This is a genomic window from Nonomuraea zeae (assembly GCF_005889725.1).
Taxonomy (GTDB): Bacteria; Actinomycetota; Actinomycetes; order Streptosporangiales; family Streptosporangiaceae; genus Nonomuraea; species Nonomuraea zeae.
The window spans coordinates 40,349-65,705 of sequence record NZ_VCKX01000001.1; the positions used below are offsets into that span (position 1 = coordinate 40,349).

Annotated in this window: 22 protein-coding genes; 18 read left to right on the top strand and 4 right to left on the bottom strand. The window is 71.1% G+C overall.

Annotated features, from left to right (window positions below; genetic code table 11):
* Window positions 1-14: 14 nt before the first annotated feature.
* From ETD85_RS62775 to ETD85_RS00185, 3 genes are all read right to left on the bottom strand, one after another.
* Window positions 15-155, bottom strand: coding sequence for a hypothetical protein (locus ETD85_RS62775; protein ID WP_170246428.1), 141 nt, complete (start codon window positions 153-155; stop codon window positions 15-17).
* 242 nt (window positions 156-397) lie between these two features.
* Window positions 398-1,300 (bottom strand): esterase/lipase family protein, encoded by a 903-nt coding sequence (locus ETD85_RS00180; RefSeq protein ID WP_138687488.1) that lies wholly within the window; start codon window positions 1,298-1,300, stop codon window positions 398-400.
* 148 nt (window positions 1,301-1,448) lie between these two features.
* Complete coding sequence (locus tag ETD85_RS00185; protein ID WP_170246429.1) at window positions 1,449-2,135, bottom strand: GntR family transcriptional regulator; 687 nt, start codon at window positions 2,133-2,135, stop codon at window positions 1,449-1,451.
* A gap of 94 nt (window positions 2,136-2,229) precedes the next feature.
* On the opposite strand from ETD85_RS00185, the gene ETD85_RS00190 reads away from it, so the two are divergent.
* From ETD85_RS00190 to ETD85_RS00225, 8 genes are all read left to right on the top strand, one after another.
* Window positions 2,230-3,027: an FAD binding domain-containing protein gene (locus tag ETD85_RS00190; RefSeq protein ID WP_138687490.1), complete on the top strand. Its 798-nt coding sequence runs from the start codon at window positions 2,230-2,232 to the stop codon at window positions 3,025-3,027.
* Window positions 3,028-3,038: 11 nt separating this feature from the next.
* The gene (locus tag ETD85_RS00195) at window positions 3,039-3,542 is read left to right on the top strand and encodes a (2Fe-2S)-binding protein (RefSeq protein WP_138687491.1); all 504 of its coding nucleotides are present in this window, start codon (window positions 3,039-3,041) and stop codon (window positions 3,540-3,542) included.
* Window positions 3,542-4,921 carry a xanthine dehydrogenase family protein molybdopterin-binding subunit gene (locus ETD85_RS67210; protein WP_138687492.1) on the top strand — a complete coding sequence of 460 codons (1,380 nt, stop codon included), beginning with the start codon at window positions 3,542-3,544 and terminating at the stop codon, window positions 4,919-4,921. The genes ETD85_RS00195 and ETD85_RS67210 overlap by 1 nt, the downstream gene beginning before the upstream one ends.
* 36 nt (window positions 4,922-4,957) lie before the next feature.
* Complete coding sequence (locus tag ETD85_RS67215; protein ID WP_138687493.1) at window positions 4,958-5,974, top strand: xanthine dehydrogenase family protein molybdopterin-binding subunit; 1,017 nt, start codon at window positions 4,958-4,960, stop codon at window positions 5,972-5,974.
* Window positions 5,964-6,821 (top strand): AAA family ATPase, encoded by an 858-nt coding sequence (locus tag ETD85_RS00210; RefSeq protein ID WP_138687494.1) that lies wholly within the window; start codon window positions 5,964-5,966, stop codon window positions 6,819-6,821. The genes ETD85_RS67215 and ETD85_RS00210 overlap by 11 nt, the downstream gene beginning before the upstream one ends.
* Window positions 6,814-7,929 carry a vWA domain-containing protein gene (locus tag ETD85_RS00215; protein ID WP_170246430.1) on the top strand — a complete coding sequence of 372 codons (1,116 nt, stop codon included), beginning with the start codon at window positions 6,814-6,816 and terminating at the stop codon, window positions 7,927-7,929. The genes ETD85_RS00210 and ETD85_RS00215 overlap by 8 nt, the downstream gene beginning before the upstream one ends.
* Before the next feature lie 5 nt (window positions 7,930-7,934).
* Window positions 7,935-8,843, top strand: coding sequence for an amidohydrolase family protein (locus tag ETD85_RS00220; RefSeq protein ID WP_138687496.1), 909 nt, complete (start codon window positions 7,935-7,937; stop codon window positions 8,841-8,843).
* A 103-nt stretch (window positions 8,844-8,946) separates the two neighbouring features.
* A complete protein-coding gene (locus tag ETD85_RS00225; RefSeq protein WP_138687497.1) occupies window positions 8,947-9,228 on the top strand; it encodes a YciI family protein in 282 nt (93 codons plus the stop codon).
* Between the two features lie 66 nt (window positions 9,229-9,294).
* Here ETD85_RS00225 and ETD85_RS00230 read toward each other — a convergent pair whose 3' ends face one another.
* Window positions 9,295-11,037: a pyruvate dehydrogenase gene (locus ETD85_RS00230; RefSeq protein ID WP_138687498.1), complete on the bottom strand. Its 1,743-nt coding sequence runs from the start codon at window positions 11,035-11,037 to the stop codon at window positions 9,295-9,297.
* A gap of 402 nt (window positions 11,038-11,439) precedes the next feature.
* On the opposite strand from ETD85_RS00230, the gene ETD85_RS00235 reads away from it, so the two are divergent.
* The 10 genes from ETD85_RS00235 (at window position 11,440) to ETD85_RS00280 (ending at window position 25,353) form a co-directional block, all read left to right on the top strand.
* Window positions 11,440-14,703 carry a type I polyketide synthase gene (locus ETD85_RS00235; RefSeq protein ID WP_138687499.1) on the top strand — a complete coding sequence of 1,088 codons (3,264 nt, stop codon included), beginning with the start codon at window positions 11,440-11,442 and terminating at the stop codon, window positions 14,701-14,703.
* Window positions 14,704-14,755: 52 nt separating this feature from the next.
* Window positions 14,756-15,376, top strand: a complete 621-nt coding sequence (locus ETD85_RS00240; protein ID WP_138687500.1) for a TetR/AcrR family transcriptional regulator — start codon at window positions 14,756-14,758, stop codon at window positions 15,374-15,376.
* 231 nt (window positions 15,377-15,607) lie between these two features.
* A complete protein-coding gene (locus tag ETD85_RS00245; RefSeq protein WP_206057994.1) occupies window positions 15,608-16,267 on the top strand; it encodes a response regulator in 660 nt (219 codons plus the stop codon).
* A 326-nt stretch (window positions 16,268-16,593) separates the two neighbouring features.
* Window positions 16,594-17,835 carry an aminotransferase class III-fold pyridoxal phosphate-dependent enzyme gene (locus ETD85_RS00250; protein ID WP_170246431.1) on the top strand — a complete coding sequence of 414 codons (1,242 nt, stop codon included), beginning with the start codon at window positions 16,594-16,596 and terminating at the stop codon, window positions 17,833-17,835.
* Between the two features lie 5 nt (window positions 17,836-17,840).
* Entirely contained in the window at window positions 17,841-19,355 is a 1,515-nt protein-coding gene (locus ETD85_RS00255) for a GMC family oxidoreductase (protein ID WP_138687502.1), read from the top strand.
* Window positions 19,356-19,366: 11 nt separating this feature from the next.
* Window positions 19,367-20,623: an MFS transporter gene (locus ETD85_RS00260; protein ID WP_138687503.1), complete on the top strand. Its 1,257-nt coding sequence runs from the start codon at window positions 19,367-19,369 to the stop codon at window positions 20,621-20,623.
* 124 nt (window positions 20,624-20,747) lie between these two features.
* Entirely contained in the window at window positions 20,748-22,796 is a 2,049-nt protein-coding gene (locus tag ETD85_RS00265; protein ID WP_138687504.1) for a thiamine pyrophosphate-binding protein, read from the top strand.
* Window positions 22,796-23,437: a transaldolase family protein gene (locus ETD85_RS00270; RefSeq protein WP_138687505.1), complete on the top strand. Its 642-nt coding sequence runs from the start codon at window positions 22,796-22,798 to the stop codon at window positions 23,435-23,437. Before ETD85_RS00265 ends, ETD85_RS00270 begins: the two co-directional genes overlap by 1 nt.
* 7 nt (window positions 23,438-23,444) lie before the next feature.
* Window positions 23,445-24,641: a glycosyltransferase family 2 protein gene (locus ETD85_RS00275; protein ID WP_138687506.1), complete on the top strand. Its 1,197-nt coding sequence runs from the start codon at window positions 23,445-23,447 to the stop codon at window positions 24,639-24,641.
* 1 nt (window position 24,642) lies between these two features.
* The gene (locus tag ETD85_RS00280; protein WP_138687507.1) at window positions 24,643-25,353 is read left to right on the top strand and encodes an HAD family hydrolase; all 711 of its coding nucleotides are present in this window, start codon (window positions 24,643-24,645) and stop codon (window positions 25,351-25,353) included.
* Window positions 25,354-25,357: the final 4 nt, after the last annotated feature.

Sequence of the window (25,357 nt, forward strand, 5' to 3'; positions counted from 1 at the left end):
ACCATCGAACCGGATCAAGCCCGCTCGCGGATGAACGGGCGTTCGCCGGCGTAGAACACGTAGACGCCCGTCTGGAAGACGGCCGCGACGGCGAGGCGGTGTGCGGTGTCCCGGTCGCGGCGCAGGCCGGCCATCCCCAGGACGACGGTGGTCACGCGCAGGAGCGGGTGTCGCGCCTTCCGGTGCTGAACGGTTCGGGGTGCGAGCAGGGCCGTACGGGGATCACGGCCTGCTCGCCCTCGCTCTGGTGGAGGTGGACGGCGATCGGCGGGACGCCCCGCAGACGTTCGACGCCGGCCCTTCACCTGGAACGACCCTCAGCGCGTGGCAGAGATTCGACGGATCCCCTGCCTCACTCCCGGCCGGAATGGTTCACCGCGGGTGAAGGGAAGGTGCGTTATTGGGCCTGCTGGTCGTACAGGCCGTCCAGCATCCGCAGGAGCGGGGCGGGGTAGGAGCCCACACCCTCCTCGCTGAGCTGCCCGCCGTACGTCGCCTGCCAGTCGCCGGTCGAGGTGTTCCGGATGGAGGTGTGGCTCAGCGTGCCCCCGTCCGCATTCGAGCTGTAGAGCGCCCAATGGTGGGCGGTGCGCTTGTTGGTCGCCGAATCGGAGCTGACCGTGTCGTCGTGACTCGACGCGAGGAAGGTGTAGTCGGTGCCCATCTGGGAGAGCGGCTGCTTTCCCAGCCAGCTGATGAAGCCGCTGCCCGGGCGCATGTCGCTGCACTGCTCGTGGGTGAGGGCGCACGCGGTCACCACCGCGCTGCCGATGCCCTGGTGCGGCGTGGCGAGCGTGACCATGTCCTCGATGTACAGGAATGGGGGCCAGGCTCTGGGCCACACGGTCGCGCCGAGGTCGTCCGGGTTGACCGTCAGCCCGCTCAGGTCGGGCGGCGGCTTGCCCACGCCGTACCGGTTGACGCCTTCGATGGCCGCCTTCGCGACCAGACCGCCCATGGAGTGCGTCACGACGTCGATCGCCACGTCATGGCTGGAGTACAGGTAGTAGACGGTCCACGCGAACTGGCGGCCGACCTCCTGGATGCGCGTGTCGGTGGTCCCCTGAAGCCTGAGGTCGCAGTTCGTGGCCTTGTTGTAGTAGCCGAAGGTGACGACGTCGCCCCAGCCGTTGGCGTTCAGCAGGTTCTCGGCGCTGTTCCAGGCGCCGGAGCAGCTGATGTCGGCCTCGCGGTCGAAGCCGTGGACCATGACGGTGACCCGGTGCCCGTCGCCGCGCGCGGGTACGGCTGACGCGGCCGGTGCGGTGGCGACCAGGGCGGCCGCGACCATGACTCCCACCGAGGACAGGACAAAACCGGATCTGGCTAATCTGCGCATCCACGCTCTCCGTTTCCGTGAGGTCGGAGGCAGGGTAGCGCGCGGACGATCACCTGGGAATGAGCCTGCGTCCGGCAGGCCGCCGGTCATGCCGCGTCAGCGGGCGCGGTCACTGGCGTTTCGGTGTTCCGTACGGGTCGTGCGGTGTGTCGGCGTAGGCCCACTGGTGGTCGCGGGCGTGGCGGCAGGCCGTCTCGACGTCTCCGGCGCGCATGACGTCCAGCAGCTCGCGGTGCTCTTCGGCGACCCGCTCGAGTTCCGGTCTGGTGACCATCAGGGCGATGGCCGTACGCGCCTCGATCTGCAGCACCTCCCAGGCGCGGGTCAGCAGCCCGTTGCCGCCGGCCCGCACGACGTGCCGGTGGAACCGGGCGCTGGCCAGGCCGATGCCGGGCACGTCGTCGTTGCGGGCGCAGCGGTACATCTCCTCGACCGCTTCCTCCAAGCGGTCCAGCGGGAGGGTCCCGGCCAGCATGGCGAGCCGCGTCGCGGTCTCCTCAAGTGCCGCCCGCAGGATGTACGCCTCGCGGATCGTCTGCTCGGCGAAGGGAAGCACCCGGCTGCCGTGTCGCGGCTGGCCCTCGATGAGGCCGAGGCCCTCAAGCTCCCGGAGCGCCTCCCGGACCGGGGCCTGGCTGGTTCCGAACTCGAGGGCGATCTTCGTCTCGATCAGCCGGTCGCCCTCGCCGAGCTCGCCGCTGACGATCCGCTGCAGCAGACCGTCGCGGATCTGCCGGCTCAGGGTCGGCCGTGCGGAGCGCGGGACGGTGTACGGGGTCCCCGTGGGTTCCGACAACAAGCCTCCCGTGACTTCGAGTGCCCAGAGTGCCCTTGACTCTTAGATCATGCCATCTAGTCTCAAATTATCGATATCGATAATTGGAGCCTAGATGCTGATATCGGTTCAGATGCCGGAGAGTGCCGAGGCGGCTCATGCGGGCCTGCAGACCGGGGCCACGGCTCTCGGCGGCGGCACCCACCTGATGACCCGGCTGAACGACCTGGCCGGCGGCGACCTGCGGCTCGTCAGCCTGCGCAGGGCGGGGCTGTGCGGCATCGACGTCAACGGCGCCGCCGTGGCCCTGGGGGCGGCCACCACGCTCGCGGACATCGAGGACGACGCTCGGCTGGATTACCTGTCGCGCTGCGTGCGCTCGATCGCCTCCCCGCCGGTCCGCAGCCTTGCCACGGTGGCCGGCAACCTCTTCGTGCCTCAGCCGTACGGCGACCTGGCGGCGGCCCTTCTCGCCCTGGACGCGGAGCTGGACGTGCTCGGCACTGACGGCGCGCGCCGCGAACCGCTGGAGCGGGTCGTCACGGACGGCCTGCCCGCGGGCGAGCTGGTGACCTGCGTCCGGTTCACCGCTCCGGCGAAGGACACGTTCCGGTTCTACAAGGCGAGCCGGCGGCGGCTCAACTCGGGATCCATCGTCACGGTGGCGGCCCGGATCACGATCGAGGACGGCCTGGTCGGCGACATCCGTCTCGTGCTCGGCGGTCTCGCCCGCCGCCTGGTGCGGGCGGCCGGCGCCGAGCGCGTCCTGCTGGGCGCGCCGCTGAATGCCGAGGTCGTCGCCCGGGCGGCCGAAGCGGACGTCATCGAGCCGTTCGACGACGCCTACGCCTCCGCCTGGTACCGGGCTCGGGTCTACCCCGTCCACCTGCGTCGTGCCCTGCTCGGGGCCTGAAAGGGGATCGTATGCCCTCGACCATCGTCACGCTCAAGCTGAACGGCACCGAGCGCGAGCTGATCGCCCGGCCGTCGACGACTTTGCTGAACGCCCTGCGCGAGACATTCGGTCTGATGGGCGCCAAGCGCGGCTGCGCACAAGGGGGCTGCGGCAGTTGCACGGTGCTGCTGGACGGCCGGCCTGTGGTCTCGTGCCTGATCCCCGTCGTGACGGTCGACGGCTCCACCGTGGAGACGATCGAGGGCCAGGCCGACGGCGACCGGCTCAGTGCCGTGCAGCAGGCGTTCGTCGATCACTTCGCGACGCAGTGCGGGTTCTGTACCCCCGGGATGATCATGTCAGCCACCGCGCTGCTCGACCGGACGCCGAATCCGACCCGTCAGGAGGTCTCCGAGGCGATCTGCGGCAACGTCTGCCGCTGCACCGGGTACGAGCCGATCATAGCCGCCGTCCTCGCCGCCGCGGAGCGAGGCCGCGACGCCCTGCCGGAGCCCGCGAAGGCCGACGTCTGATGGCGCGCATCACGCCGATCGACCTCGCGTACTTCAAGGGCGAGCGGGCGGGCGACTTCGCCGTCATCGGCTCCGCGGTCCAGCGCTCGGACGCCCGCGGTCACGTCACCGGCCGCACGGTCTTCTTCGAGGACATGACGCCGCCGGAGATGACGCACATCAAGATCCACCGCTCCACGCGGCACCACGCCCTCATCAACCGGGTCGACGTCTCCGGCGCCCTCCAGGTGCCGGGCGTGCTTCGCGTCATCACCCACGAGGACGTGCCGGGCAACTGGTACGTCGTGCTGCGCCTGATCGGTGTGGGGCCCGACGACGAGCCGGTGCTGGCCGAGGACCGGGTCCTCTACCGCGGCGAGCCGATCGTCGCGGTGGTCGCCGAGACCGAGGACGCCGCCCGCGAGGGTGCCGCCCGGGTCCTGGTCGACTACACCGACCTGCCCGCCGTGCTCGACGTCGAGGAGGCACTGGCCGACGGCGCGCCGATCATCAAGCAGGCGGGCACCAACCACTTCGTGTACGAGGGACACCACTGCCGCCGGGTCCGCTTCGGCGACGTCGAGCGGGGGTTCGCGGAGGCGGACCGCATCATCGAGGGCGGCTACAGCTCCTCGCCGATCGAACACGCGCCGGTCGAGCCGACCGGCTGCATCGTGGTCCCCCAGGGCGACGGCCGGCTACGGATACACACCAACACCCAGGCCGCCTTCTTCACCCTCGACAACACCGCGCTCATCCTCGGCGTCCCGCCCACCGGACTGCGCGTCGTCGGAGGCACCGTCGGGGGCGGCTTCGGCGGCAAGGTGGACGTCATCGTCGAGCCCCTCGCCTGCATCGCCGCCACGCTCACCGGCCGGCCCGCCAAGTACGTCTACAGCCGCGCCGAGGAGATGCAGGTGTCATCCACGCGCGCGGCCGAGCGCATCTACATCAAGGACGGCGTCATGAACGACGGCCGGATCGTCGCCCGCAAGATCACACTTTATGTGGACGCGGGGGCGTACTCCCGGCACAGCCCGTACGGCGTCACCAAGGCGGCGGCGCACATGCCCGGCCCCTACACGATCCCGAACGTCCACGTCGACTGCTACTGCGTCTACACGAACCGGACGCCGTCCAGCGCCATGCGCGGGTTCGGCGTCACGATCGGCGACTTCGCGCTGGAGTCGCACATGGACCACGTCGCCCGGGAGCTGGGCATGGACCCGCTGCGGCTCCGGCTCACGAACGCCTACCGGGACGGCGACATGAAGGCCCATCGCAAGATCGCATCCGGCACGGCGCTGGTCGAGGTGATCCAGAGCGCCGCCGACCTGGTGGGGCACGACCTTCCGCCGGAGTACCGGGCGATGTCGTCGACCGAACGAGCGGAGGGCTGAGCGATGGCGTCGACCGAACGAGCGGAGGGCTGAGCGATGGCGTTACGGCACGGGCGCGGATACGCCGCGGTCAACTACCCGACCGGGATGAACCTCGGCGGCGACCCGTCGCAGGCACTCGTTCATGCCACCACCATGGGCGGATTCGTCGTCACGCTCTCCTCGGTGGATCTCGGCCAGGGGCTGCGGACGGTCGTCGCGCAGTGCGCGGCGGAGACGCTCGGCATCCCGATCGAGCACATCATCGTCGACACCGCCGACACCGACACCGGCCCGCACTGCATGGGGACGTTCGCCAGCCGCGGCACCCATCGCGTCGGCAACGCCGTGATCATGGCCGCACGCGAGGCCAGGGAGGTCATGCTCCAGGTCGCCGCCGACGAGTTGGAGGTCGACGCGGAGGATCTGGAGACCGACGGCACGGGCTTCATCCGCCTGAAAGGCTCGTCGGAGATGAAGATCCACGTCAGCGACGTCGCGCTAGCCGCGCACTTCCGGCAGGGCCGGACCATCTCCGGCCGGGGCATCTTCCTCAAGGAGCCGAGCACTCCGGTGCCGGAGACCGGCGAGATGGACCCGGACTCCTGCCAGGCGCACGCGTGCACGGTGGCCGAGGTCGAGGTCGACGATGAGACCGGCGTCATCGAGGTGCTACGGCTCTACAACACCTACGAGGTCGGCCGGGCGCTCAACCCGGCCATCGCCACGCAGCAGGTCGAGGGCGGCGCCTGGATGGGCCTGTCGCATGCGCTGTTCGAGTCGACCGAGCCGTACTATCCGGGGTCGCGCGAGCACGGCCCGGTCGATTTCGTGGAGTACCTGATGCCGGGGCCGGCCGACATCCCGGCGCAGACGAGCGTGTTCCTCGAACGGCCCGCCGGCAACGGGCCGTTCGGGGCCAAGGGGATCGGCGAGATGACGGCGAACGCGCCGATCCCCGCGATCGCCAACGCGGTGTACGACGCGGTCGGCGTACGGCTGACGAGCATGCCGTTCACCCCGGAGAAGGTGCTACGCGGACTCGACGCGCTGCGGGCCGGCCGTGCTGGTTGATCAGGGCGCGCTGGCCCGGCGGCTGGGCGCGGAGGGCTATCTCGCCGACGATGGCCTGCTCACCGCCGTCCGCCTGGCCGGCGTGCTCGGGCTTCCGCTGCTCCTGGAGGGTGAGCCGGGGGTCGGCAAGACGGAGATCGCGAACGTCCTGGCCAGGGTCCTCGACCGCGAGCTGATCCGGCTGCAGTGCTACGAAGGGCTGGACGCCTCCCAGGCCCTGTACGAGTGGGACTACCCGAAGCAACTGCTGTCCCTGCGGGCCGCCGAGGTCGAGGGGCGCGGCGTCGGCGACCTGTACCGCGAGGAGTTCCTGCTGGAGCGCCCGCTGCTGAGGTCGCTGCGGGCGGCGGCCGGTGCGGTGCTGCTGATCGACGAGATCGATCGCGCGGACAGCGAGTTCGAGGCGTTTCTTCTGGAGTTCCTCAGCGACTTCCAGATCACCGTCCCCGAGATCGGCACCATCAGGGCGGCGAGCGTTCCGTTCGTCATCCTCACCTCGAACCGGACCCGCGAACTGCACGACGCGCTCAAGCGCCGGTGCCTGTACCACTGGATCCCCTTCCCCGACGCCGAACGGGAGCGAGCGATCATCCAGGCGCAGGCGCCGGGCCTGGACGAGAGGAGCGCGGCCCGCCTCGTGGCCGCCGTGCACCGGATCCGCGGACTGGCCCTGCTGAAGCGCCCGGGCATCGCGGAGTCGACCTCGTGGGCCCGTGGCGTGCAGGTGCTGGCCGAGGAGGGTTCGAGCTGGCTGGAAGCGATGCGCCGCTCCGCTGGGCTGCTCGTCAAGCACGAGGAGGACCTGGCCCTCGTCAGCCGCCATGCCGCGGAGGTGTTCCGTGACTGATCGGTCCCTCGTCCTGCGCATCGGCGATCACGTGCACGGGTTCCTGCGGGACCTGCACGATCAGGGCCTGCGCGTGCCGTTGCCCAGGCGGCGGGTCTTCCTCCAGGCGATCGAGGCCGTCGGCCCGTGCGACGCCACGGACCTCTACTGGATCGGGGCGAGCACGCTCACCATGTCCCGCGAGGACCTGGAGGTGTACTCCCCCACCTTTGAGCGCTGGTTCGGGGCGGTCGCGACACGGCCCGCCCGCGATCAGGAGTCCCCCGACGACGAGACCCCCGTGCCGCATGGGAAGGGGGGCGAGGCTCCCTTCACGGCGGCGCTCGGCGGGCAGGCGGGCCTTGAGGCCGGCTACTCGGAGCGTGAGAGACACCCGGTGTTCGGCCCGGCGAGCGCGGAGGACCGGGAGGTGCTCTCGCTGCTGCGGCGGGAGTTGCGTGGTGCGGTGCCGACGGTCCGGTCACGCCGCCGCCGGCCCGGCCGGCGAGGTCCCTGGATCGACCTCGCCCGGATCTGCCGTGAGTCCTGGCGCGGCCACGGCGAGATCGTGACGTTGCGGCGGCGGAACCGTCCGCGGCGGCAGCGCCGGGTGCTGCTGCTCATCGACGTGTCGGGGTCGATGAAGCAGCACAGCGCCGGCTACCTCCGTTTCGCCCACGCCGCGGTCGGCTGCCTCGACCGCGTCGAGGTGTTCACCTTCGGCACCCGGCTGACCCGCGTCACCGAGCCGCTGCGGGCCCGGGATGTCGACGCGGCCGTCGCCTCGCTGAGCGATGTCGTCCTGGACGCCGAGGGCGGGACGCGGATCGGTGTCTCGCTCCAGGAGTTCCTCGGCAACACCCGATATGTCACCGTGGCGCGCGGCGCTCTGGTGATCGTGCTCTCGGACGGCCTGGAACGCGGCGACTGCCGGCCCATGCAGGCGGCGGTACGGCGGTTGTCGCTGCTGGGCCACCGGTTGCTGTGGTGGACGCCGCTCGCCTGCGACCCGGCGTACCGGCCGGTCACCCGCGGCATGTCGGCCGTGCTCGGCAGCGTGGACGCGCTGGCCGGCGTACGTGACCTGCGCACGGCGTACGAGCAGGTACAGACCTTGATCAGGGAGTGATCGTCATGCCGGAGGCGACCCGCTACACGGGCGACATCGTCGACTCGCACCATCACATCTGGCGGGCCAGGGACCTGCCGTGGCTCTCCGGCCCGATGGTGCCGCGGATCTTCGGGCCTTACGAGCCGATCAGGCGGGACTACCTGATCGACGAGTACGTCGCCGAAGCCACGGCCTCGGGCATCGGCGAGTCGGTCTACGTGCAGACGAACTGGCCGCTCGACCGGGTCGTGGACGAGGTGCGCTGGCTCGGCGAGGTGCACCAGGAGACGGGATGGCCGATGGCCGTCATCGGAGCGGCCGACATGTTCGACGAGGACGCTCCGGAGATCATGCGACGGCAGGCCGCGCTCACACCACTGATGCGAGGGACCAGGCAGCAACTGCACTGGCACGAGCGCCCGGAGTTCCGCTTCGCCACCGCGCCCGACCGCATGAGAGATCCGGTCTTCCGCAAGAACATCGGCGCGCTCGCCGACCTCGGCTGGCTGTTCGAGCTGCAGATCTTTCCCGAGCAGATGGCGGATGCGGGCGAATTGGCGGCGGCCTTCCCCGATGTCACCTTCGTCCTCGTGCACGCGGGCATGCTCACCGGCCACGAGTGCCTCGAGTCGTGGCGGGCCGGGATGGCCGCGCTGGCCGAGCGGCCGAACATCGTCGTCAAGCTCACGGGGCAGGGCACCTTCGTCCACCGGGTGGATCACGACGTCATCTCCCTGGTCGCCGACGAGGTGATCGGCTGGTTCGGCGCCGGCCGGGCCATGTTCGGCACCAACTTCCCGATCGAAAAGCTCTGGGCCACCATGCCGCAACTGGTCGGCGTCTGGAAGGACGCGCTGGCCCACCTCTCCCCTGACGACCAGCACGCCGTTTTCGCCGGCAACGCACGACGGGTGTACGGGCTGGGGGGCTGACATCTAACTTCCGGCACCACGCCCAAGAGGAAGCTCGAAAGCTCCGGCCGGCGTCAGGCAGTCCCGGTCGTCCAGCGACAGAACCGAAAGGAAGTAACTCGACATGGCACTGTTCGTTCTGACCTATGGCTACAACGACACACCGTTGAGGGCGGAGCGCCGCGAGGACCATCTCGCGCATCTGAACAAGCTCTGGGAGCAGGGCAGCCTCGTCGCGGCCGGCCCGTACACCGACCTGACGGCCGGCATGATCGTCCTGCGGGCGGAAGACGAGAACGCGGCGCAGGCGCTCGTCGGCCAGGACCCCTACACCCAGCTGGAGGTCACCAAGGACCGCAGGCTGCGCGAGTGGCGTGTGACAGTCGGCTCGCTCGGCTCCGGCTAGAGCCGCTCAGGGCAGAGCCGCCCATGTCCACCGCCGGGTGGTACCGACGCCGCCGGCGAGAGTCGTTCACGGGCGCGGGACGTTGCGCAGGTTCGAGCGGGCGAGCTGGATCATGCGGCCGACGCCGCCGCTGAGCACGAGCTTGCTGGTGGTCGTGGCGAAGCCGGCCAGCTGCTGTCCGGTGATGTGCGGCGGCATGGACAGGGCGTTGGGATCGGTGACGAGATCGAGGAGCGCCGGTCCGTCGTGGTCCAGCGTCTGGCGCAGCGCGTCGCGCACGTCGCGTGGATCGTCGACCCGGAGGCCGTGAATGCCGCACGCGCGGGCGATCGCGGCATAGTCGGTGTGCGGGTACGTCGTGCCGTACGGCGGGAAGCCGGCGACGATCATCTCCAGGTCGACCATGCCGAGCGCGGAGTTGTCGAACAACACGATCTTGACCGGAAGGTCGTACTGGGTCAGCGTGAGCAGGTCGCCCATCAGCATGGAGAGCCCGCCGTCGCCCGACAGGGAGATGACCTGCCGGCCGCGGTCGGCCAGCTGCGCGCCGATGGCTTGGGGCAAGGCGTTGGCCATCGACCCGTGGGAGAAGGAGCCGAGCAGGCGACGCCGGCCGTTCGGAGACAGGTAGCGGGCCGCCCAGACCGTGCACATGCCGGTGTCCACGGTGAAGACGGCGTCGCCGGCGGCCTCGTCGTCCAGCAGGGAAGCGACGTATTCGGGGTGGATCGGGCGGTGCCGCTCGACGTCGCGGGTGTAGGCCGACACGGCTCCTTCCAGAGCGGTGGCGTGCTTGTGCAGCATCCGGTCCAGGAAGCGGCGGCTGCTCTTCTCCCGCACCCGCGGCGTCAGGGCGCGCAGGGTTTCGCCGGCATCACCCCAGACGGCCAGGTCCAGCTTGCAGCGGCGGCCCAGGTTCTCGGGGCGGATGTCGACCTGGACGACGCGCACGTCGCCGGGGAGGAACGCGGTGTAGGGGAAGTCGGTGCCCAGCAGTATGAGCAGGTCCGCCTCGTGCATCGCCTCGTACGCGGCGCCGTAGCCGATCAGGCCGGACATGCCGACGTCGAACGCGTTGTCGTACTGGATCCATTCCTTGCCGCGCAGCGCGTGTCCGACCGGCGCCTTGACGCGGGCGGCGAAAGCCATGACCTCGTCGTGGGCGCCGGCCGTCCCGCTGCCGCAGAACAGCGTGACCGTCTCGGCTTCGTCGACCAGCCTGGCCAGCTCGGCGATCTCGGCCTCGCCGGGCCGCACGACCGGTCGCCGGGTGAGGATCGCCACGTCCGCACCCGGTTGCGCGGCGTCCTGTCCGGCGATGTCGCCCGACATGCTGACGACGGCGACCCCGCCCAAACCGATGGCGTGCTGGACGGCGGTCTGCAGGACGCGCGGCATCTGCTCCGGGTGTGAGATCAGCTCGGAGTAGTGGCTGCACTCGGCGAACAGCCGGTCCGGGTGGGTCTCCTGGAAGTAGGAGGTGCCGATCTCGGCGCTGGGAATGTGGGCGGCCAGCGCCAGCACCGGGGCCATGCTGCGATGCGCGTCGTACAGACCGTTGATCAGGTGCAGATGACCCGGGCCGCAGCTGCCCGCGCAGGCGCCCAGCCGCCCGGTGAGCTGTGCCTCCGCACCTGCCGCGAACGCTCCGACCTCCTCGTGCCGCACCTGCACCCACTCGATCGCCGGATGACGGCGCACGGCGTCGGTGACCGGATTGAGGCTGTCACCGACGACGCCGTACATCCGCTCGACCCCGGCCCGCACGAGAATGTCCACGAACTGCTCCGCGACGCTCTGCTTGGCCATATCCCTCGACGCCCCCGTCTGCTCAGAAACTCCGGCCGATCAGCAGGCCCCCACCTCTGATCTGCCGAATCTCCATCGAATCGCCTTGTCCGGCTGGATTCCCCTAGCGTTCCCGTTTCCGCCAGTACGAAGAGTGGCCTTTCGTCACGGACAGCCCCGCCCGGCTTACGGCGAGCCCGAAGCCGCATCATCCACGCCCCGAAACGTCAGGAGGCGTGCATGGAGCTGTCGTCCGTGGGAAGTCAAGCGTGGCGGCCGATCAGCACTAATAGGTGACAGATCTGTGTTTGGCCTCAAGTCCAAATGAATTACTTGGGCATGAAGTGGGATAACTCTAGTAATAGATCTTGGATTCTAGTTTACTTTTAGTCTGGAGACCAAAGATCAGAGACAGGGTCCACTATGAACCGGCGCAATGGACAGCAGAAGAAGCCGGCCGAGATCGCGATCATCGGAATCGCCTGCCGGTACCCAGGAGTGCACGGTCCTCGTCAGTTCTGGCGTTCTCTCATGAGCGCCGACGACGCGATCGGCAAAAGCCCGCCGCAGCATTCCCGCTGGGGCCGTCCACAGGGCGGCTGTCTCGACGCGATCGACGAGTTCGACGCGGCGTTCTTCGACATGGCACCGCGCGAGGCCCAGCAGGCCGACCCGCAGCTGCGGCTCTTCCTCGAGACCGCGTGGGAGGCCGTCGAGGACGCCGGCGTGGTCCCGGATCGGCTCGCGGGCACCCGTACCGGCGTGTTCGTCGGGCAGGTGACCTCCAACTACTGGGAGCTGCTCTGCCGGAGCACCGATCCCGACATCTACAGCCTGGTGGGCAGCGAGTTCCGGGCGTCGTTACCCGGGCGCGCCTCGTTCCATCTCGATCTACGGGGTCCCAGCATGTCCGTGGACACGGCCTGCTCGGCGTCCCTGGCGGCAGTGCATCTCGCCTGCCAGAGCATCCAGCTGGGCGAGTCGGTGATGGCCCTGGCCGGAGGAGTCAACCTGGCGCTGCTGCCGTTCGAGGAGGAGGCCTTCTCCGACGCCGGCATGCTCGCCGCCGACAGGCGCTGCAAGTTCGGCGACGCGCAGGCCGACGGGTTCGTGCGGTCCGAGGGCGTCGGAGTGGTCATGCTCAAGCCGCTGCCGCACGCCATCGCCGACGGCGATCGCGTGTACGCGGTCATTCGCGGCAGCTCGGTCACCAACGACGGCCACAGCAACGGCCTGCTGATGACTCCCAGCCAGACCGGGCAGGAGCACATGCTTCGTCACGCCCTGGACGACGCCGCGATACACCCGGCACAGGTCGACTACGTCGAGGCGCACGGCACCGGGACGCCCGTGGGCGACGAGGTGGAGCTGACGGCCCTCGGCAACGTCCTCGGCGAGGGCCGCCCGCCCGGACGACCGTGCCTCGTGGGCTCGGTCAAGTCGAACATCGGTCACACCGAGGCGGCAGCGGGAGTGGCCGGGCTCATCAAGGCGGCTCTGTGCCTGCATCACCAGGTCGTGCCGCCCACCCTGCACGTGCGCGAGCCCAGTGCCTCGCTCGGCTGGAACTCCTCGGCTCTGGAGCTCCCCACCCGGGCGCGGCCGTTGACCCGCGGCGACGGGCCGCTGGTGGCGGGTGTGAGTTCGTTCGGGATCACCGGCACGAACGTGCACGTCGTGCTGGCCGAACACGTCTCGGCCGGGCACCCGGAGCCGGCCGGCGCGCCGGTGGGCGGCCGGCATCTGTTCGCGCTGTCGGCGCGCTCGCCCGAGACCCTGCGGGCGGCCGCCTCGCAAGCCGCCGACTTCCTGTTACCCGGCGGCGCCGGGCACGGTCTCGGGCTGGCGGACATCTGCCACACGGCCACCCGGCGACGTAAACATCACGAACATCGCCTGGTGGCGGTGGGCTCCACCCATGAGGACCTGGCCGCGGCCCTGCTCACGCACGCCCGCGGCGACGACGACGCTGACGTCGCCGGCACGGCGCCGGCGGCCGAGGCGGGCGGGCCCGTCTCGGGAGAGGTGCCAGGAGAGGCGGCCCGCATCGTCTTCGTGTTCCCCGGCCAGGGTGCCCAGTGGACCGGAATGGCCCGCGACTTGCTGTCGGACTCGCCGGTTTTCCGCGCGGCGCTGCGGGAGTGCTCCGACGCCGTCGAGGCGGAGACGGGCTGGTCCGTGCTCGACCGGCTGGCCGGCGACACCCCTCTGCCGCCGCGCGCCCGAGATGTCCAGCCCGTCCTGTGGGCGGTCCAGGTGGCGCTGGCGTCGCTGTGGTCGTCGATGGGTGTGGAGCCGGATCTGGTCATCGGGCACAGCATGGGCGAGGTGGCGGCCGTCTGCGCGGCGGGCGGCCTCAGCGTGCCGGACGCCGCGGCGGTCATCTGCCGCCGCAGCGCGCTGACCGAGCGGATCAGCGGCCGTGGGGCCATGCTGTCCGCGGGTCTGTCGCCGGTCGAGGCCCAGGCGGTGCTGGCCGGTTTCGAGGACCGGGTGTCCGTGGCCGCCGCCAACGGTCCCGCCTGCACCGTGCTGTCCGGCGAGCGGGCGGCGCTGGCCGAGATCGCCGGCAAGCTCGATCGCGCGGGCGTGTTCCATCGCAGGGTGGCGGTCGACTTCGCCTCGCACAGCCCGCAGGTGGACGAGGTCGCCGACGACCTCGGCCGCGCCTTGGCCGGGATCCGCCCGGTGGCCGGCGGCGTGCCGGTGTGGTCCACGATGCTGGACCGGGTCACGGACGGCGCCTGTTTCGATGCCGCCTACTGGGTGCGTAACCTGCGCGAACCGGTGCGCTTCGCCTCCGCGGTCGCCGGGGCGGCGAAGGAGCAGCCGACGGTGTTCGTGGAGATCAGCCCGCATCCGATCCTGGCGGGGGCGGTCCAGGACTGCCTGCGGCATCACGGGCTGACCGGGACGGCGGTGCCTTCGCTGCGGCGCGGGTGCGAGTCCTGGCCGCAGTTGCTGGAGTCGCTGGCGTCCATCCATGTGGCCGGGGGCGCGGTGGACTGGGCCCGGCTGCACCCGGCGGGACGCCCGGTGAGCCTGCCGACCTATCCCTGGCAGCGCGAGAGCTACTGGTTCGGCCGGCCCGATGCCGCCCCGCCGGGCCCGCCGCGTGATCCCGCCGCCTTTCCCTCTGCGCCATCCCACCACGCCCCGGCCGTACCGGTCGCGCAGAACGCGGCGGGCGGACGCCCGGCAGTGCCGGTCGAGCTGGTCGGCGACCTGCGCCTGCTCGGTCTCGAAGGCCCCGTGACGGCCGAGCTGCGCAACGTGAGCCTGCAACTGGTCGTTCGGGACGACGCCGCGGATCCCGGTCCGCAGCCACAGATCGGCCCGGCAGCGCAACCCGCCGCACGGCCCACCGCATGGCCCGCCGCACAGCCCGCGGCACGGCCCGCCGAACAGCCCGCCGCACGGCCCGCGGCTCGGGACGGAGCTCAGGGCGGTGAGCTGGCCGAGTGGGTGATGGACCAGATCGCCCGGGAGCTGTCCCTGCCCGCCGCGCGGCTCAACCCTCGCCGGTGCCTGCACGCCATGGGCCTGGACTCCTTGATGGCCGCGCGCCTGGCCGGCCGCCTGCGTGCCGACGCCGGAGTGGACGTCCCCACCGGCCTGCTCCTGGGTGAACGCCCCCTCGGTGACGTGCTCGCCACCATCCAGTCGCTTGCCCGCCAAGCGCCATAGTGTAGACTCGGGTCCAAGATTCTACTGCGAACCATCGAGGTGGACCCACGCAATGACACCTCAGCACAGCGTCGGCCGACGAGAGCGCAACAGGGAGGCGATGCGGGCTCGGGTGTACGAAGCCGCCATCTCCCTCTTCGCCGAGAAGGGCTACACCGCGACCTCCTTCGACGAGATCGCCGACCGGGCCGATGTCGCACGCGCCACCGTCTTCAACTACTTCAAGCGCAAGGACGAGTTCCTCCTGGCCTGGGGCGACGAGCGCCGCCGCCGCCTCGGGGTCATGCTCATCCAGGAGAGCTCGCGCGAGAGCGGCGTCCTCGACCAGCTGACGCGCTGCATGAGCCGGCTGGGCGAGGTCACCACGCACGAGCGCCGCATCACCAGCGAGCTGCTGCTGGCCTGGGTGCGCACAGGAGCCCCGGTGCTCGAGGAGCCGTACACCGCCTTCATCTTCGCGCAGATCCTCACCGACGGTAAGGCGCGGGGGGAGGTGCGTCCCGACATCGACGCGGTGGCCGTGGGCCACCTGCTTCGCGACATGTACCTGGGCACGCTGTACCGCTGGGTGGGCGAGGGGCCGCCGCCGTTCCCGCTGGCGCAGTCGCTGACGGCATCGCTGCGCCTCATCTTCGACGGCATACTCCCCGAAGACGCCACGGTTGCGCACTAGACATAGGCTTGAGTATCAAGTTAGACTTGAGTCTATAAATATCCGCTGATGGGATGGCGTCATGAGCCTCAGCGAGCCGAACGGCCGGGCAATGCCCGGAGGACTACGCCGCAGGTGCGGCGGACGGTCCGACAATCCGAGCCGGGCTCCGCGGCCGGCACCCGCCAAACCTGATCATGGACGCTTCGCCGCGCGGAAGACCACGGCGACCTCCGGCCCGGGGAGGCCGTGATGATGGATGTCGAAGCCCTCCTGGTCGATGCCCATCCGGCCTTCCGTGATGGCCTGCGGGCCGCGCTGGAGTCGGCCGGGATCGCCCGCGTGGTCGGAGAAGCCGGCGACGGGGTCAGCGCGGTCCAGATGGTCGCGGCCATGCAGCCGGACGTCGTCCTCATCGACGTCACGCTCAACGGGAGCTCCGGCATCGAGGCCACCCGGCGCATCACCGGAGGACCCCACGCTCCCCACGTCCTGGTGATCTCCGCGGTCGATGACGACGATGCCGTCATCGGAGCCCTGCGGGCCGGCGCCAAGGGGTTCATCGACAAGGCCGTGTCGCGCGAGGAGCTGCTGCACGGCATCCATCTGGTGGCGCACGGCGGAGCGGCGTTCAGCCCGAGCGTGGCCGATCGGCTCCCCGCCTACTTCTCGGCCCTGCACGAGGTGCCCGGCCGGGTGGCCTTTCCCGACCTCACCGACCGCGAGACGCAGATTCTCGAGCTGCTCGCATGCGGGTACGACAACCGCAGCATCTCCCGGCGCCTCGTGCTGGCCGAGAAGACCATCCGCAATCACATCACGCGAATATTCACCAAATTGGATGTGCCTGACAGAATGACCGCGGCGCTGCGCGCCAGAAACGCCGGACTGGGTTTGGAGCACGTTTCCTGACACTTCCCGGCACCGGCCGGCGAACTCCGCAAGCGTCCATGCCCAGACCGGCTCCGCATTCACAGGAGCCGGTCTTGGCTGCGTCGACACCCGGAAAATCCCGCAAACTTTCCCGTTTCCCCATGGGCCCTATACGGGACCTGATAGGGACATCGCTCCCAAGAAAGCGGGACATCCGGCCGCCTAGGCTCATATGTGTCAGCTGACCGGCAAAAGGCATTCTCGAGGCGGAAACCGCAATGGCCTCCGCAGCACCGCTCCATGCGGAACAGAATTCCCCTTTTGTCATCAGCGCAGGTGACATCAGCACATATCTGGGAGGTACGATGCGTGACGACGTTCTCACCCGCGACCTCGACAGCGACTCGCGCGGTGACCCGCGGCGCGCGTCCGGCACCGGCGCCAAGGGCCCGCTGGCGCCCGGCGCGCAAGTCTGGCACAACTTCGCGCTCTCGGCCGGACGACCGGCGTTCTTCCGGGCGGCCAAAGGCGCGCGGGTGCTCACCGAGGACGGCACCACCCTGCTCGACCTGTACGGCGGCAGCGGGACGATCATCCTCGGGCACGGCAACCAGGCGCAGATCGACGCCGTGCGCGCCGTGCTCGACAGCGGCGCCACCGTGAGCCTTCGCCATCCCCTGGAGCCACGGCTGGCCGGGCGCGTGGTGGACCTGTGCCCCGAAGCCGAGTACGCCGCCTTCTTCAAGACCGGCTCGGAAGCCGTCCACGCGGCCATCACCGCGTGCATCCGGGCGACCGGACGGCGCAAGGTGCTCACCACCACCTACCACGGATGGCTGCTCCCGCTCGGGTACCTCAAGCCCGAGAACCGATCGGCCGCCAACCGGACCTCGGCGCGGGAGACGACGGGCAACGCGTCCGGCATCGACGTGGTCGATCTGGACTGGCAGTCGCCGAACCTGGTCGAGGAGGTACGTGCGGCCGCCCAGGGCGCCGCCTGCATCCTCGTCACGCCCAACGCGCTCACCCCCGGCGCTCCGATCGTGCGCGCCGTGGTGCGCGCCGCCCGCGACGCCGGCGCCCTGGTGGTGTTCGACGAGGTGAAGGCGGGCTTCCGCTACGCCTATCCCAACGTGACGGCGGTGTGGGACCTGCGGCCGGATCTGCGGGTGCTCAGCAAGGCCATGGGCAACGGCTTCCCCATCGCCGCGCTGGCCGGAGGCGAACTGCTCGCCTCCGAGGCCACTTTCAGCCTGTTCAGCACCTACGCGTCGGAGTTCGTCTCGATGGCGGCCGCCTCGGCCTGCCTGGACGAGCTGGCCGGCGGCGGCTACGACGCCTTCGCCCGCGCCTCGACCGCCCTGTACGAGGGGCTGCGGGAGATCGGCCCGCGCTACGGCGTCGCCGTCCGCGGCATCCCGACCTTCTTCCGGCTGGAGCTGCCCGGCACCGTGCAACCGGACGTGCTCTGCCGGGCTCTCTACGACCGGGGCGTCCTGTACCACCCGCTGGACGAGGTCCTGGCCAGCGCGGCGTACGGATCGGCAGAGGTCGAGCAGGCGCTCGCCGCCTTCACCGGCGCGTTCGACGAGACGATCCTGGGGTGAGCGGCATGGGCGGGAAGACCTATGACCACGTCATCGTCGGCGCCGGGGCGGCGGGCGCGGTGCTGGCCGCCCGCCTCAGCGAGGATCCGGCGTGCGAGGTGCTGCTCCTGGAGGCCGGGCCGGACTATCCCCGCTCGGACGACATGCCCTGGGAGCTGCGGCGGAGTTACGGTGCAGGCCACGTCATCCAGGGATACGACACCCACGACTGGAATCTCCGGGCACGGGTGACGGAGCTGGCGACGATCCACATGCCGCGCGGCAAGGTGGTCGGCGGTTCGAGCACCACCAACGGCCAGGTCTTCCTGCGCCCCGAACCGGGCGACCTGGACTCGTGGAACCTGCCGCGGTGGACCTTCGACCAGGCGCTGCCGTACTTCCGCAAGCTGGAGAGCGACCAGGACTTCGACGGGCCGCAGCACGGCTCGGACGGCCCGATCACGGTGCGCCGCTTTCCGCGCCCCACCTGGACGGCTGACCAGGAGGCGTTCTACGAGGTCAGCCGGACGTTCGGGCATCCCGACTGCGACGACCACAACCGGCCCGGGTCCACCGGCATCGGGGCCACCCCGCTCAACGACGCGGACGGGTTGCGGAGCAGCACCCTGACCGGCTACCTCAACCCCGTCCGCGGCCGGCCGAACCTGACGATCACCGCCGGCGCCCTGGCGTGCCGGGTCGTCCTCGACGGCGGACGCGCCACCGGCGTGGTCGTCGAGACGGACGGGCGGGTGGAGACGGTGCGCGGGCGGGAGGTCATCCTGTGCGCGGGCGCCATCGGGTCCCCGCACCTGCTCATGCTCTCGGGCCTCGGTCCCGCCGGACGCCTCCGTCACGTCGGCCTGCCGGTCGTCGCGGACCTGCCCGGTGTGGGCCGGAACCTACGCGACCACATGACGACCGAGCTGATCTGGCCGCTGCGCCCGGATTTCCGGCCCGACGGCGTCCACCACCCGCACCAGGTGCTCCTGCGGCACACGTCCTCCGGCTCGGCACCGGTCAACGACATGATCGTCTACGCCGCGGCCCGGTGGGCCGAGCGCACGTTCGCGATGCGGCCGACGGTGAACCTCGCCGTCAGCCAGGGTGAGCTCACGCCCGCCTCCGACGATCCCCACGTGCCGCCCGTCCTCGACTTCCGCTACTTCTCCTGCCCGTCCGACCTGGAACGGCAGCGGGACGGCATCCGGATGTGCGCCGCCATGGCACGGGAGCCCGAGCTCGACAAGCTCATCGACGCGCGTACCACCCCTGCCGAAGAGGTCCTCGGCTCGGACCGCGCGCTGGACCGCTGGATCCTGCGCAACGCCGCCACCGGCTACCACGCGTCCAGCACCTGCCGCATGGGCCCGGCCGGGGACGCGGCGAGCGTGGTGGACGAGTGCGGGCGGGTCCACGGCGTGGAGGGCCTCCGGGTGCTGGACGCGTCGATCCTGCCGGACAACGTCCGGGCGAACCTGCACGCCACCGTCATCATGATCGCCGAGCGAGCCGTGCCGCTGATCCGCGAGTCGACATAAGGAGCCAGGACATGTTCGGCATGATCGCCCCCTACCTGTCCCTGTTACGCCGGCCAGGCGTGTCGCTGCCGTTCGCCTCCGCGTTCGTCGCGCGCCTCCCCCTGGCCATGACGCCGCTCGGGCTCGTCGTCCTCATCGAGGAAGTGAGCGGCTCGTACGCCGACGCCGGTCTCGTGACCGCCGTGTACGCCCTGGCCACGGCGGCCTCCTCGCCCCTGTGGGGCATGGTCATGGACCGGGCGGGACAGTCGGTGGTGATCGCCGGCACCTCGCTGGGCTCGGCGGCGTTCCTGACGGGCGGGACGCTGGCCGCCGCCACCGGCGCCCCGAACCTGCTCCTGCTCGTCCTGATCGCCGGGGCCGGTCTCAGCTTCCCGCCGATCATCCCGGCCATCCGGGTCGCCTGGTCCGTCGTCGTCCCGCAGCCGGAGCAGCGTCGTACCGCCTACGCCATGGACGCGGTCGCCGTCGAGACCATCTTCGTCCTGGGGCCGCTGCTGCTCACCGGCCTGCTCTGGCTGCCGCCGGCAGTGCCCTTGCTCGTGACGGCGCTGCTCATGGCGGCCGGGGGCCTGACCTACAGCAGGACCCGTGCCGCCCGCCTGTCGCGGCCGGCGGGCGGCACGGGCCGCGAGGGCGCACGCGGGCGGCCACCGCTGACGGTGCCCGGGGTCTGGCTCACGCTGTTCACGGCCCTCGGCATGTCCCTCGGTTTCGGGCAGATGGACGTGGCGATGACGGCGTCCGCCGAGCGCCTGTTCCACAGCGAGAGCCTGATCGGGATCTTCTTCGCGTGCGCCGCCGTCGGCAGCACCGTCGGCGGGCTCTGGTACGGGAGCCGGACCTGGACCGGACCCGAGCGCCGTCACCTTCCCCTCACCCTGGCCGCCTACGCCACGGGACTGGCCGCGGTCATGCTGGCGCTGCTCCCCGGCGGCGGGCTGCCCGCTCTGGTCTTCCCGGCCCTGGTGGTGACCGGGCTGTGCATCTCGCCGAGCCTCATCGTGCAGCAGGCGCTCGTCGACCACAACACGGTGCCCGACCGCCGCAGCGAGGCGCAGGGCTGGCTGCAGACGTCCCTGACCTCGGGCGCGGCCCTGGGCATGGCGTTCGCCGGCGTGGTGGTCGAGCAGGCGGGCCCGCAGGCGGCCTTCGGCACGGCCGCACTCGCCGTGGCCGCCGCCGCGCTGGCCGGCACGGCCGCCCAGCGACGGTGGCGCCGGACCGGCGACGGCCACGACCGGGCCGAGGCCGCGCTCCCTTCCTGAGAAGTCCCAGCCCGAACCCGTACTGAAGATCGAAATCACTCACTCGCCGCCGGGGCGCGCGCATGCTCCGACGTCCGCGAGACGCCACATCCTGCCCTGAATCCACTGAAGGAGACGGATTCCCATGTCATCCCACCCGCTCGACACCGAGATCATCCGGTCACTCAACGGGGACCGGCCCGATGCGGCCCTCCTGACCCAGGCGTTCCGCCGCCCCGACGGCACGCCGGACGCCCTGCGCTGCGGCGAGTTCCTGGTGGCCGGCCGTGAACGGGCGGAGCTGCTGCTGCGCAAGGTGCTCGGCCTGCGCGGGGTGACCGATCCCGGCGCGCAGCAGGCCGTTGCGCGGGCCGCCGTCGACGACGTGCTCAGCTGGCGGGTCCGGCTGACCGGCGCGGAAGCGGTGGCGGTCCTGCTGGCCGCCGACGACGTGAAGACCGTCTTCGTCTACGCCGGCACCTCCGAGCTGTCCATGTGCGACGCGGTCGACCGGGTGCACGGTGTGCGCCTGGTGAACGGCCGCGGCGACAAGGAGTCGGCCTTCATGGCGGCCGGCGCCTCGCTGCTGGAGCCCAACAGGGGCGTCGCCATCCTGCACGGCGCCCGCGGGCTGACCAACGCGGCGGGCGCGGTCGCGGACGCCCGGCGCAACGAGGCGGGGACGCTGTTCATCGTCGGCATGCCGTCCACGAGCTCGGCCCGCTTCCTGCCGCCGCACGGGGAGGACGACCTGCTCGGCGGGATGGCGGCGTTCGCGGACTGGATCTGGCAGGCGAGCGCGATTCCCGACGACCCGGGCAGGCAGCGCGAGGCCGCCCGGCGGTTCGTCGCGCAGCTCCGGGACGGCCTGACCACGTCCGCCCAGCCGCCGACCCGCCCCGCGATCTTCGGCGTCCCGCAGGACGTGGCCGAGCAGCGGTGGATCCCCGTCGAGGACCTCATGCGCGCGCCCGCCGCCCCCCAGCGGCTGATCGACCTCGACCAGCCGGCCTTCGACGCCGCCTTCCGCGAGCTGCGCCACGCCGACAAGCCCCTGTTCCTCATCGACGACTACGCCCTGCGGCATCCCGGCCTGCGGGAGGCCCTCGACGATATCTGCGGCCTGCTCGGCGCCCCCGTGCTGCAGCTGCGCTACCGGCGCGGCCCCATGCTGTTCGAGCGGCTGCAGACCTCCGAGGTGGCGAACTTCGCGGGCTGGCTCAACCAGTTCAGCCCCGTCCACAACGATCTGGTCCAGGCGTGCGACCTGCTGGTGACGGTGGAGGACCGCAACCTCTACGAGAGGACCGCGGGCCGGCTGCCCTCCTGCCGGAAGATAGCGATCAACACGGACCCGGAGAAGGTGCTCAAGAACGAGTACCTGGACGCCGACGACGTCCTCGTCATCGGGGACTCCCCGGGCGTGCTGTCCCGCCTCGCCGATCGGCTGCGGCACACCGGGCACACGCGCACGGAGCCGTGGTGGCCGCACGAGGAGGTGCGCGCGGCGGCCCGCGTCACGCCGGAGCCCGCCGACCCCTGGATCGAGGAAGGGCGCGGCGCGGTGGCCGGCGCGCTGGCCGGCGTCCTGGCCGGCTGGGACACGCCCGTGCTGGTGGACGACAGCCAGATGTTCGGCGGCCTGCTGTCGGAGCACTACGACGACCTGCCGCCGGGCCTGCGCGTCTTCGGCGGGCACGGCGGGTTCGTCGGCGGGGGCCTGTCGTACGCGGTCGGCCTGGCCGTCGCCGACCCGCGGGCCCGGGTGATGTGCACGCTCGGCGACCAGGGGTTCACCAACTCCTTCCAAGGGCTGGTGGCCGCCGTACAGGAGCGGGCCCCCGTGCTGTTCGTGGTGTGCAACAACGGCAGGTCGGTGTCGCTGACCAAGCAGGCGCTCGCCTCCTTCGGCGGCACGGAGACGGGTCGCGCCTACCTGTCGAACGTCGCCGGGTTCTCCTACTGCCAGGTCGCGGCCGCCTTCGGCATGCCGGCCGAGCGCGTCCCGATCCCGATCGGCGGCCAGGAGGACGAGCTGCGCCGAGCGATCTCCGAGCTGCCGGACATCCTCGCGCGGGCCGCGGCGGCGAACGGGCCCGCCCTGGTGGAGCTGGTCCTGCCCGCCGACCCCGAGGTCTGGCGCGGGATCTGGATCACGCAGGGCTTCGAGCAGCGGACGGCGGTGCCGGTGTGATGGGGCTCTACCTGGACTCCGCCGGCCTGGACGACGCGGCCGCCGCCGCCGGGCTGGGATTCGTGCGCGGGATCACCACCAACCCCACGCTCATGCGGAAGGAGACCGGCGACCCGCTGCGGCACCTGCGTGACCTGCTCGCCGCCGTCGACCTCCCCGAGATCTACTACCAGCCGACCGGCGCGTACGGCGCGCTCCAGGAGGAGGCCGAGGAGGCGTGGTCGGCGGACAAGGACCGCGTCGTGCTGAAGCTCCCCGCCACCCCGGGCGGGGCCGCGCTCGCCGGGACGCTGGTGCGCCAGGGCGCCCGCGTGGCCCTGACCGCCGCCCAGACGCCGCACGCGATGATCGTCGCCGAGTCGATGGGCTGCGCGGCGGTGATCCCGTACCTGGACCGGGCCGTGCGCGACCTCCGCACGGACGCTGAGCTGATCCGGTCGCTGGCCGGGCTGCGGCGCGGATCCACCCGCGTCATCGCCGCCTCGGTGAAGAACGCAGGGCAGGTCCTGCAGGCCTTCGCCTCCGGAGCCGACGCGGTGACCACGCCGCTCCAGGTCCTCAGGGAGCTGCTCAGGCACCCGGCGAGCATCGAGGCCGAGCTCGCCTTCGCCCAGGAATACCGCACTGCCGGAAAGGAGTAGAACTGCGATGTCCGTCCTGATGCCGACGAATCCCGCCGTCCTGGCGACCGCCGTGGCCGACTCCCTCGTGATCGCATCCGACCTGGGGGCGCGTCGCGCGGGCCTGCTCTACTGGGAGCTCGCGCAGCCGTGGACCGCGGCCGTGGTCAAGGCCGTGCAAGAGAGCGACGACCCCATCAGGTCCCTGGGCCAGGCCCTCGCCGATGACCCCGCCGACCCCGGAGCCTACTTCGCCCTGACCTCGGCCCTGCTCCGCCGCGACCCGGGCGAACCCGCGGTGCGAGCGCTGTTCGACCTGGCCTGGCAGGCGGAGTGCAACTCGCGGGTGGGGTATCACATCGGCCGCTCGTACGGCGGGCCGCAACCCCCGGTGCCCGCCGAGGAGCTGATCGGGAGACCCGCGGGCGAGCCGCCGTCCGAGCCGTCCGGGGCCGGGGCGCTCATCGTCATCCCGTTCCGCGACCGCGACACCGGCGGTGTCCGGCTCCGCAACCTGCTCGCCTGCCTGCTCGCCCTCCGCGACCAGTCGGCGGCGCGCGAGGAGTATCGCGTCATGGTCGTGGAGTCGGACGATGTGCCCCGGTGGCGCGAGCACATCGAACCGTACGCCGACCACTACCTGTTCGCTCCCAAGTCCGGGTTGTTCAACAAGTCCTGGGCGGTGAACGCGGGCGTCATGAACTGTCCCGGTCAGGTCGAGCTGGTCTGCATCCTGGACGCCGACGTCCTGGCCGACCGCGAGTTCGTCGCGCGTAACGTGGCCCGCTTCCAGCGGCCGGGCACGGCCGGCCACCTGACGTACCGCGACATGTTCTGCCTCGACGACGACGCCACCTCATGGGCGATCCGCGAGCGGATCCACCGCAAGGCGGCCCACGCCGACCCTGCCCATCTGCGCGGCTTCCTCCTGCGGCGGCCGCCCGGCTGCTGCCTGTGGGTACGGCGAGCCGTCTTCGAGGGCATCGGCGGGATGGACGAACGCTACGAGGGCTGGGGCGGCGAGGACCACGACTTCGTCTACCGCTTCGACATCGCCGCCCCCTTCGACAGCTACGAGGACCCGCTGCTGCACATGACCCATCCCGAGGCGTCGGTCCTGAACGACGACGGCAGCCTGATCAACGCCCACATCCCGCCGCTGAGCTGGAAGCCCGCCGAGCCCATCGGGCGGCTGGACCGGTTCGCGCGGGCGGAAGGAGCCTGAGGTGTACGAGGCAGTGCTGTTCGACATGGACGGTGTCGTCGCCGACACCGAGCAGTCGGTGACGGAGTTCTGGCAGCGGCTGGCCGGCGATCTCGGCTACCTGCTGGGCGCCGAGGACCTGGAACGGCACGTGTACGGCCACCGTGCCGACCACACGCTGCGCGTGCTGTTCCCGGAAATCCCGGCGAGCCGCCACGACGAGATCTACCGGCAGCTCAGGGAGAACCAGGAGAGCCTGGTCTACACCGCGATTCCCGGCGTGCTGTCCCTGCTCGGCGCGCTCTCGCAGGCGGGCGTGCCGCTCGCCCTGGTGACGGGCGCGCAGGACTGGAAGGCCGCCGAGGTGCTTCGCCAGCTCGGCCTGCCCGCCGCCTTCGACGTCGTGATCTGCGCCGACGACGTGCCGTACGGCAAGCCGGACCCCGCCGGCTACCTGCTCGCCGCCGAGCGCCTGAGCGTGGGCATCGGCCGCTGCCTCGTCTTCGAGGACGCCGTGAGCGGCGTGGTCTCCGCGGTCGCGGCCGGTGCCGCCTGCGTGGCCCTGGCCACGTCGCGGCGCGCGGCACAGGTGCTGGACGCCGGCGCGACGGCCGTCGTACCGGACTTCCGGGACGCCGCGTTCGACGCGCTCACCCGCACCCTGCGGGTGGACGCGCGAACCGGGTTCTCCTTCGCTCTCGAACGCGAGAGCCAGCGGATCGACGTCGGATAGCGAG

Bases quoted from the DNA above. Each gene is read 5' to 3' on its own strand.
- ETD85_RS00190 (WP_138687490.1), top strand. From the start codon at position 2,230: ATGCTGATATCGGTTCAGATGCCGGAGAGTGCCGAGGCGGCTCATGCG.
- ETD85_RS00195 (WP_138687491.1), top strand. From the start codon at position 3,039: ATGCCCTCGACCATCGTCACGCTCAAGCTGAACGGCACCGAGCGCGAG.
- ETD85_RS67210 (WP_138687492.1), top strand. From the start codon at position 3,542: ATGGCGCGCATCACGCCGATCGACCTCGCGTACTTCAAGGGCGAGCGG.
- ETD85_RS67215 (WP_138687493.1), top strand. From the start codon at position 4,958: ATGGCGTTACGGCACGGGCGCGGATACGCCGCGGTCAACTACCCGACC.
- ETD85_RS00220 (WP_138687496.1), top strand. From the start codon at position 7,935: ATGCCGGAGGCGACCCGCTACACGGGCGACATCGTCGACTCGCACCAT.
- ETD85_RS00225 (WP_138687497.1), top strand. From the start codon at position 8,947: ATGGCACTGTTCGTTCTGACCTATGGCTACAACGACACACCGTTGAGG.
- ETD85_RS00230 (WP_138687498.1), bottom strand. From the start codon at position 11,037: ATGGCCAAGCAGAGCGTCGCGGAGCAGTTCGTGGACATTCTCGTGCGG.
- ETD85_RS00235 (WP_138687499.1), top strand. From the start codon at position 11,440: ATGAACCGGCGCAATGGACAGCAGAAGAAGCCGGCCGAGATCGCGATC.
- ETD85_RS00240 (WP_138687500.1), top strand. From the start codon at position 14,756: ATGACACCTCAGCACAGCGTCGGCCGACGAGAGCGCAACAGGGAGGCG.
- ETD85_RS00245 (WP_206057994.1), top strand. From the start codon at position 15,608: ATGATGGATGTCGAAGCCCTCCTGGTCGATGCCCATCCGGCCTTCCGT.
- ETD85_RS00250 (WP_170246431.1), top strand. From the start codon at position 16,594: ATGCGTGACGACGTTCTCACCCGCGACCTCGACAGCGACTCGCGCGGT.
- ETD85_RS00255 (WP_138687502.1), top strand. From the start codon at position 17,841: ATGGGCGGGAAGACCTATGACCACGTCATCGTCGGCGCCGGGGCGGCG.
- ETD85_RS00260 (WP_138687503.1), top strand. From the start codon at position 19,367: ATGTTCGGCATGATCGCCCCCTACCTGTCCCTGTTACGCCGGCCAGGC.
- ETD85_RS00265 (WP_138687504.1), top strand. From the start codon at position 20,748: ATGTCATCCCACCCGCTCGACACCGAGATCATCCGGTCACTCAACGGG.
- ETD85_RS00270 (WP_138687505.1), top strand. From the start codon at position 22,796: ATGGGGCTCTACCTGGACTCCGCCGGCCTGGACGACGCGGCCGCCGCC.
- ETD85_RS00275 (WP_138687506.1), top strand. From the start codon at position 23,445: ATGTCCGTCCTGATGCCGACGAATCCCGCCGTCCTGGCGACCGCCGTG.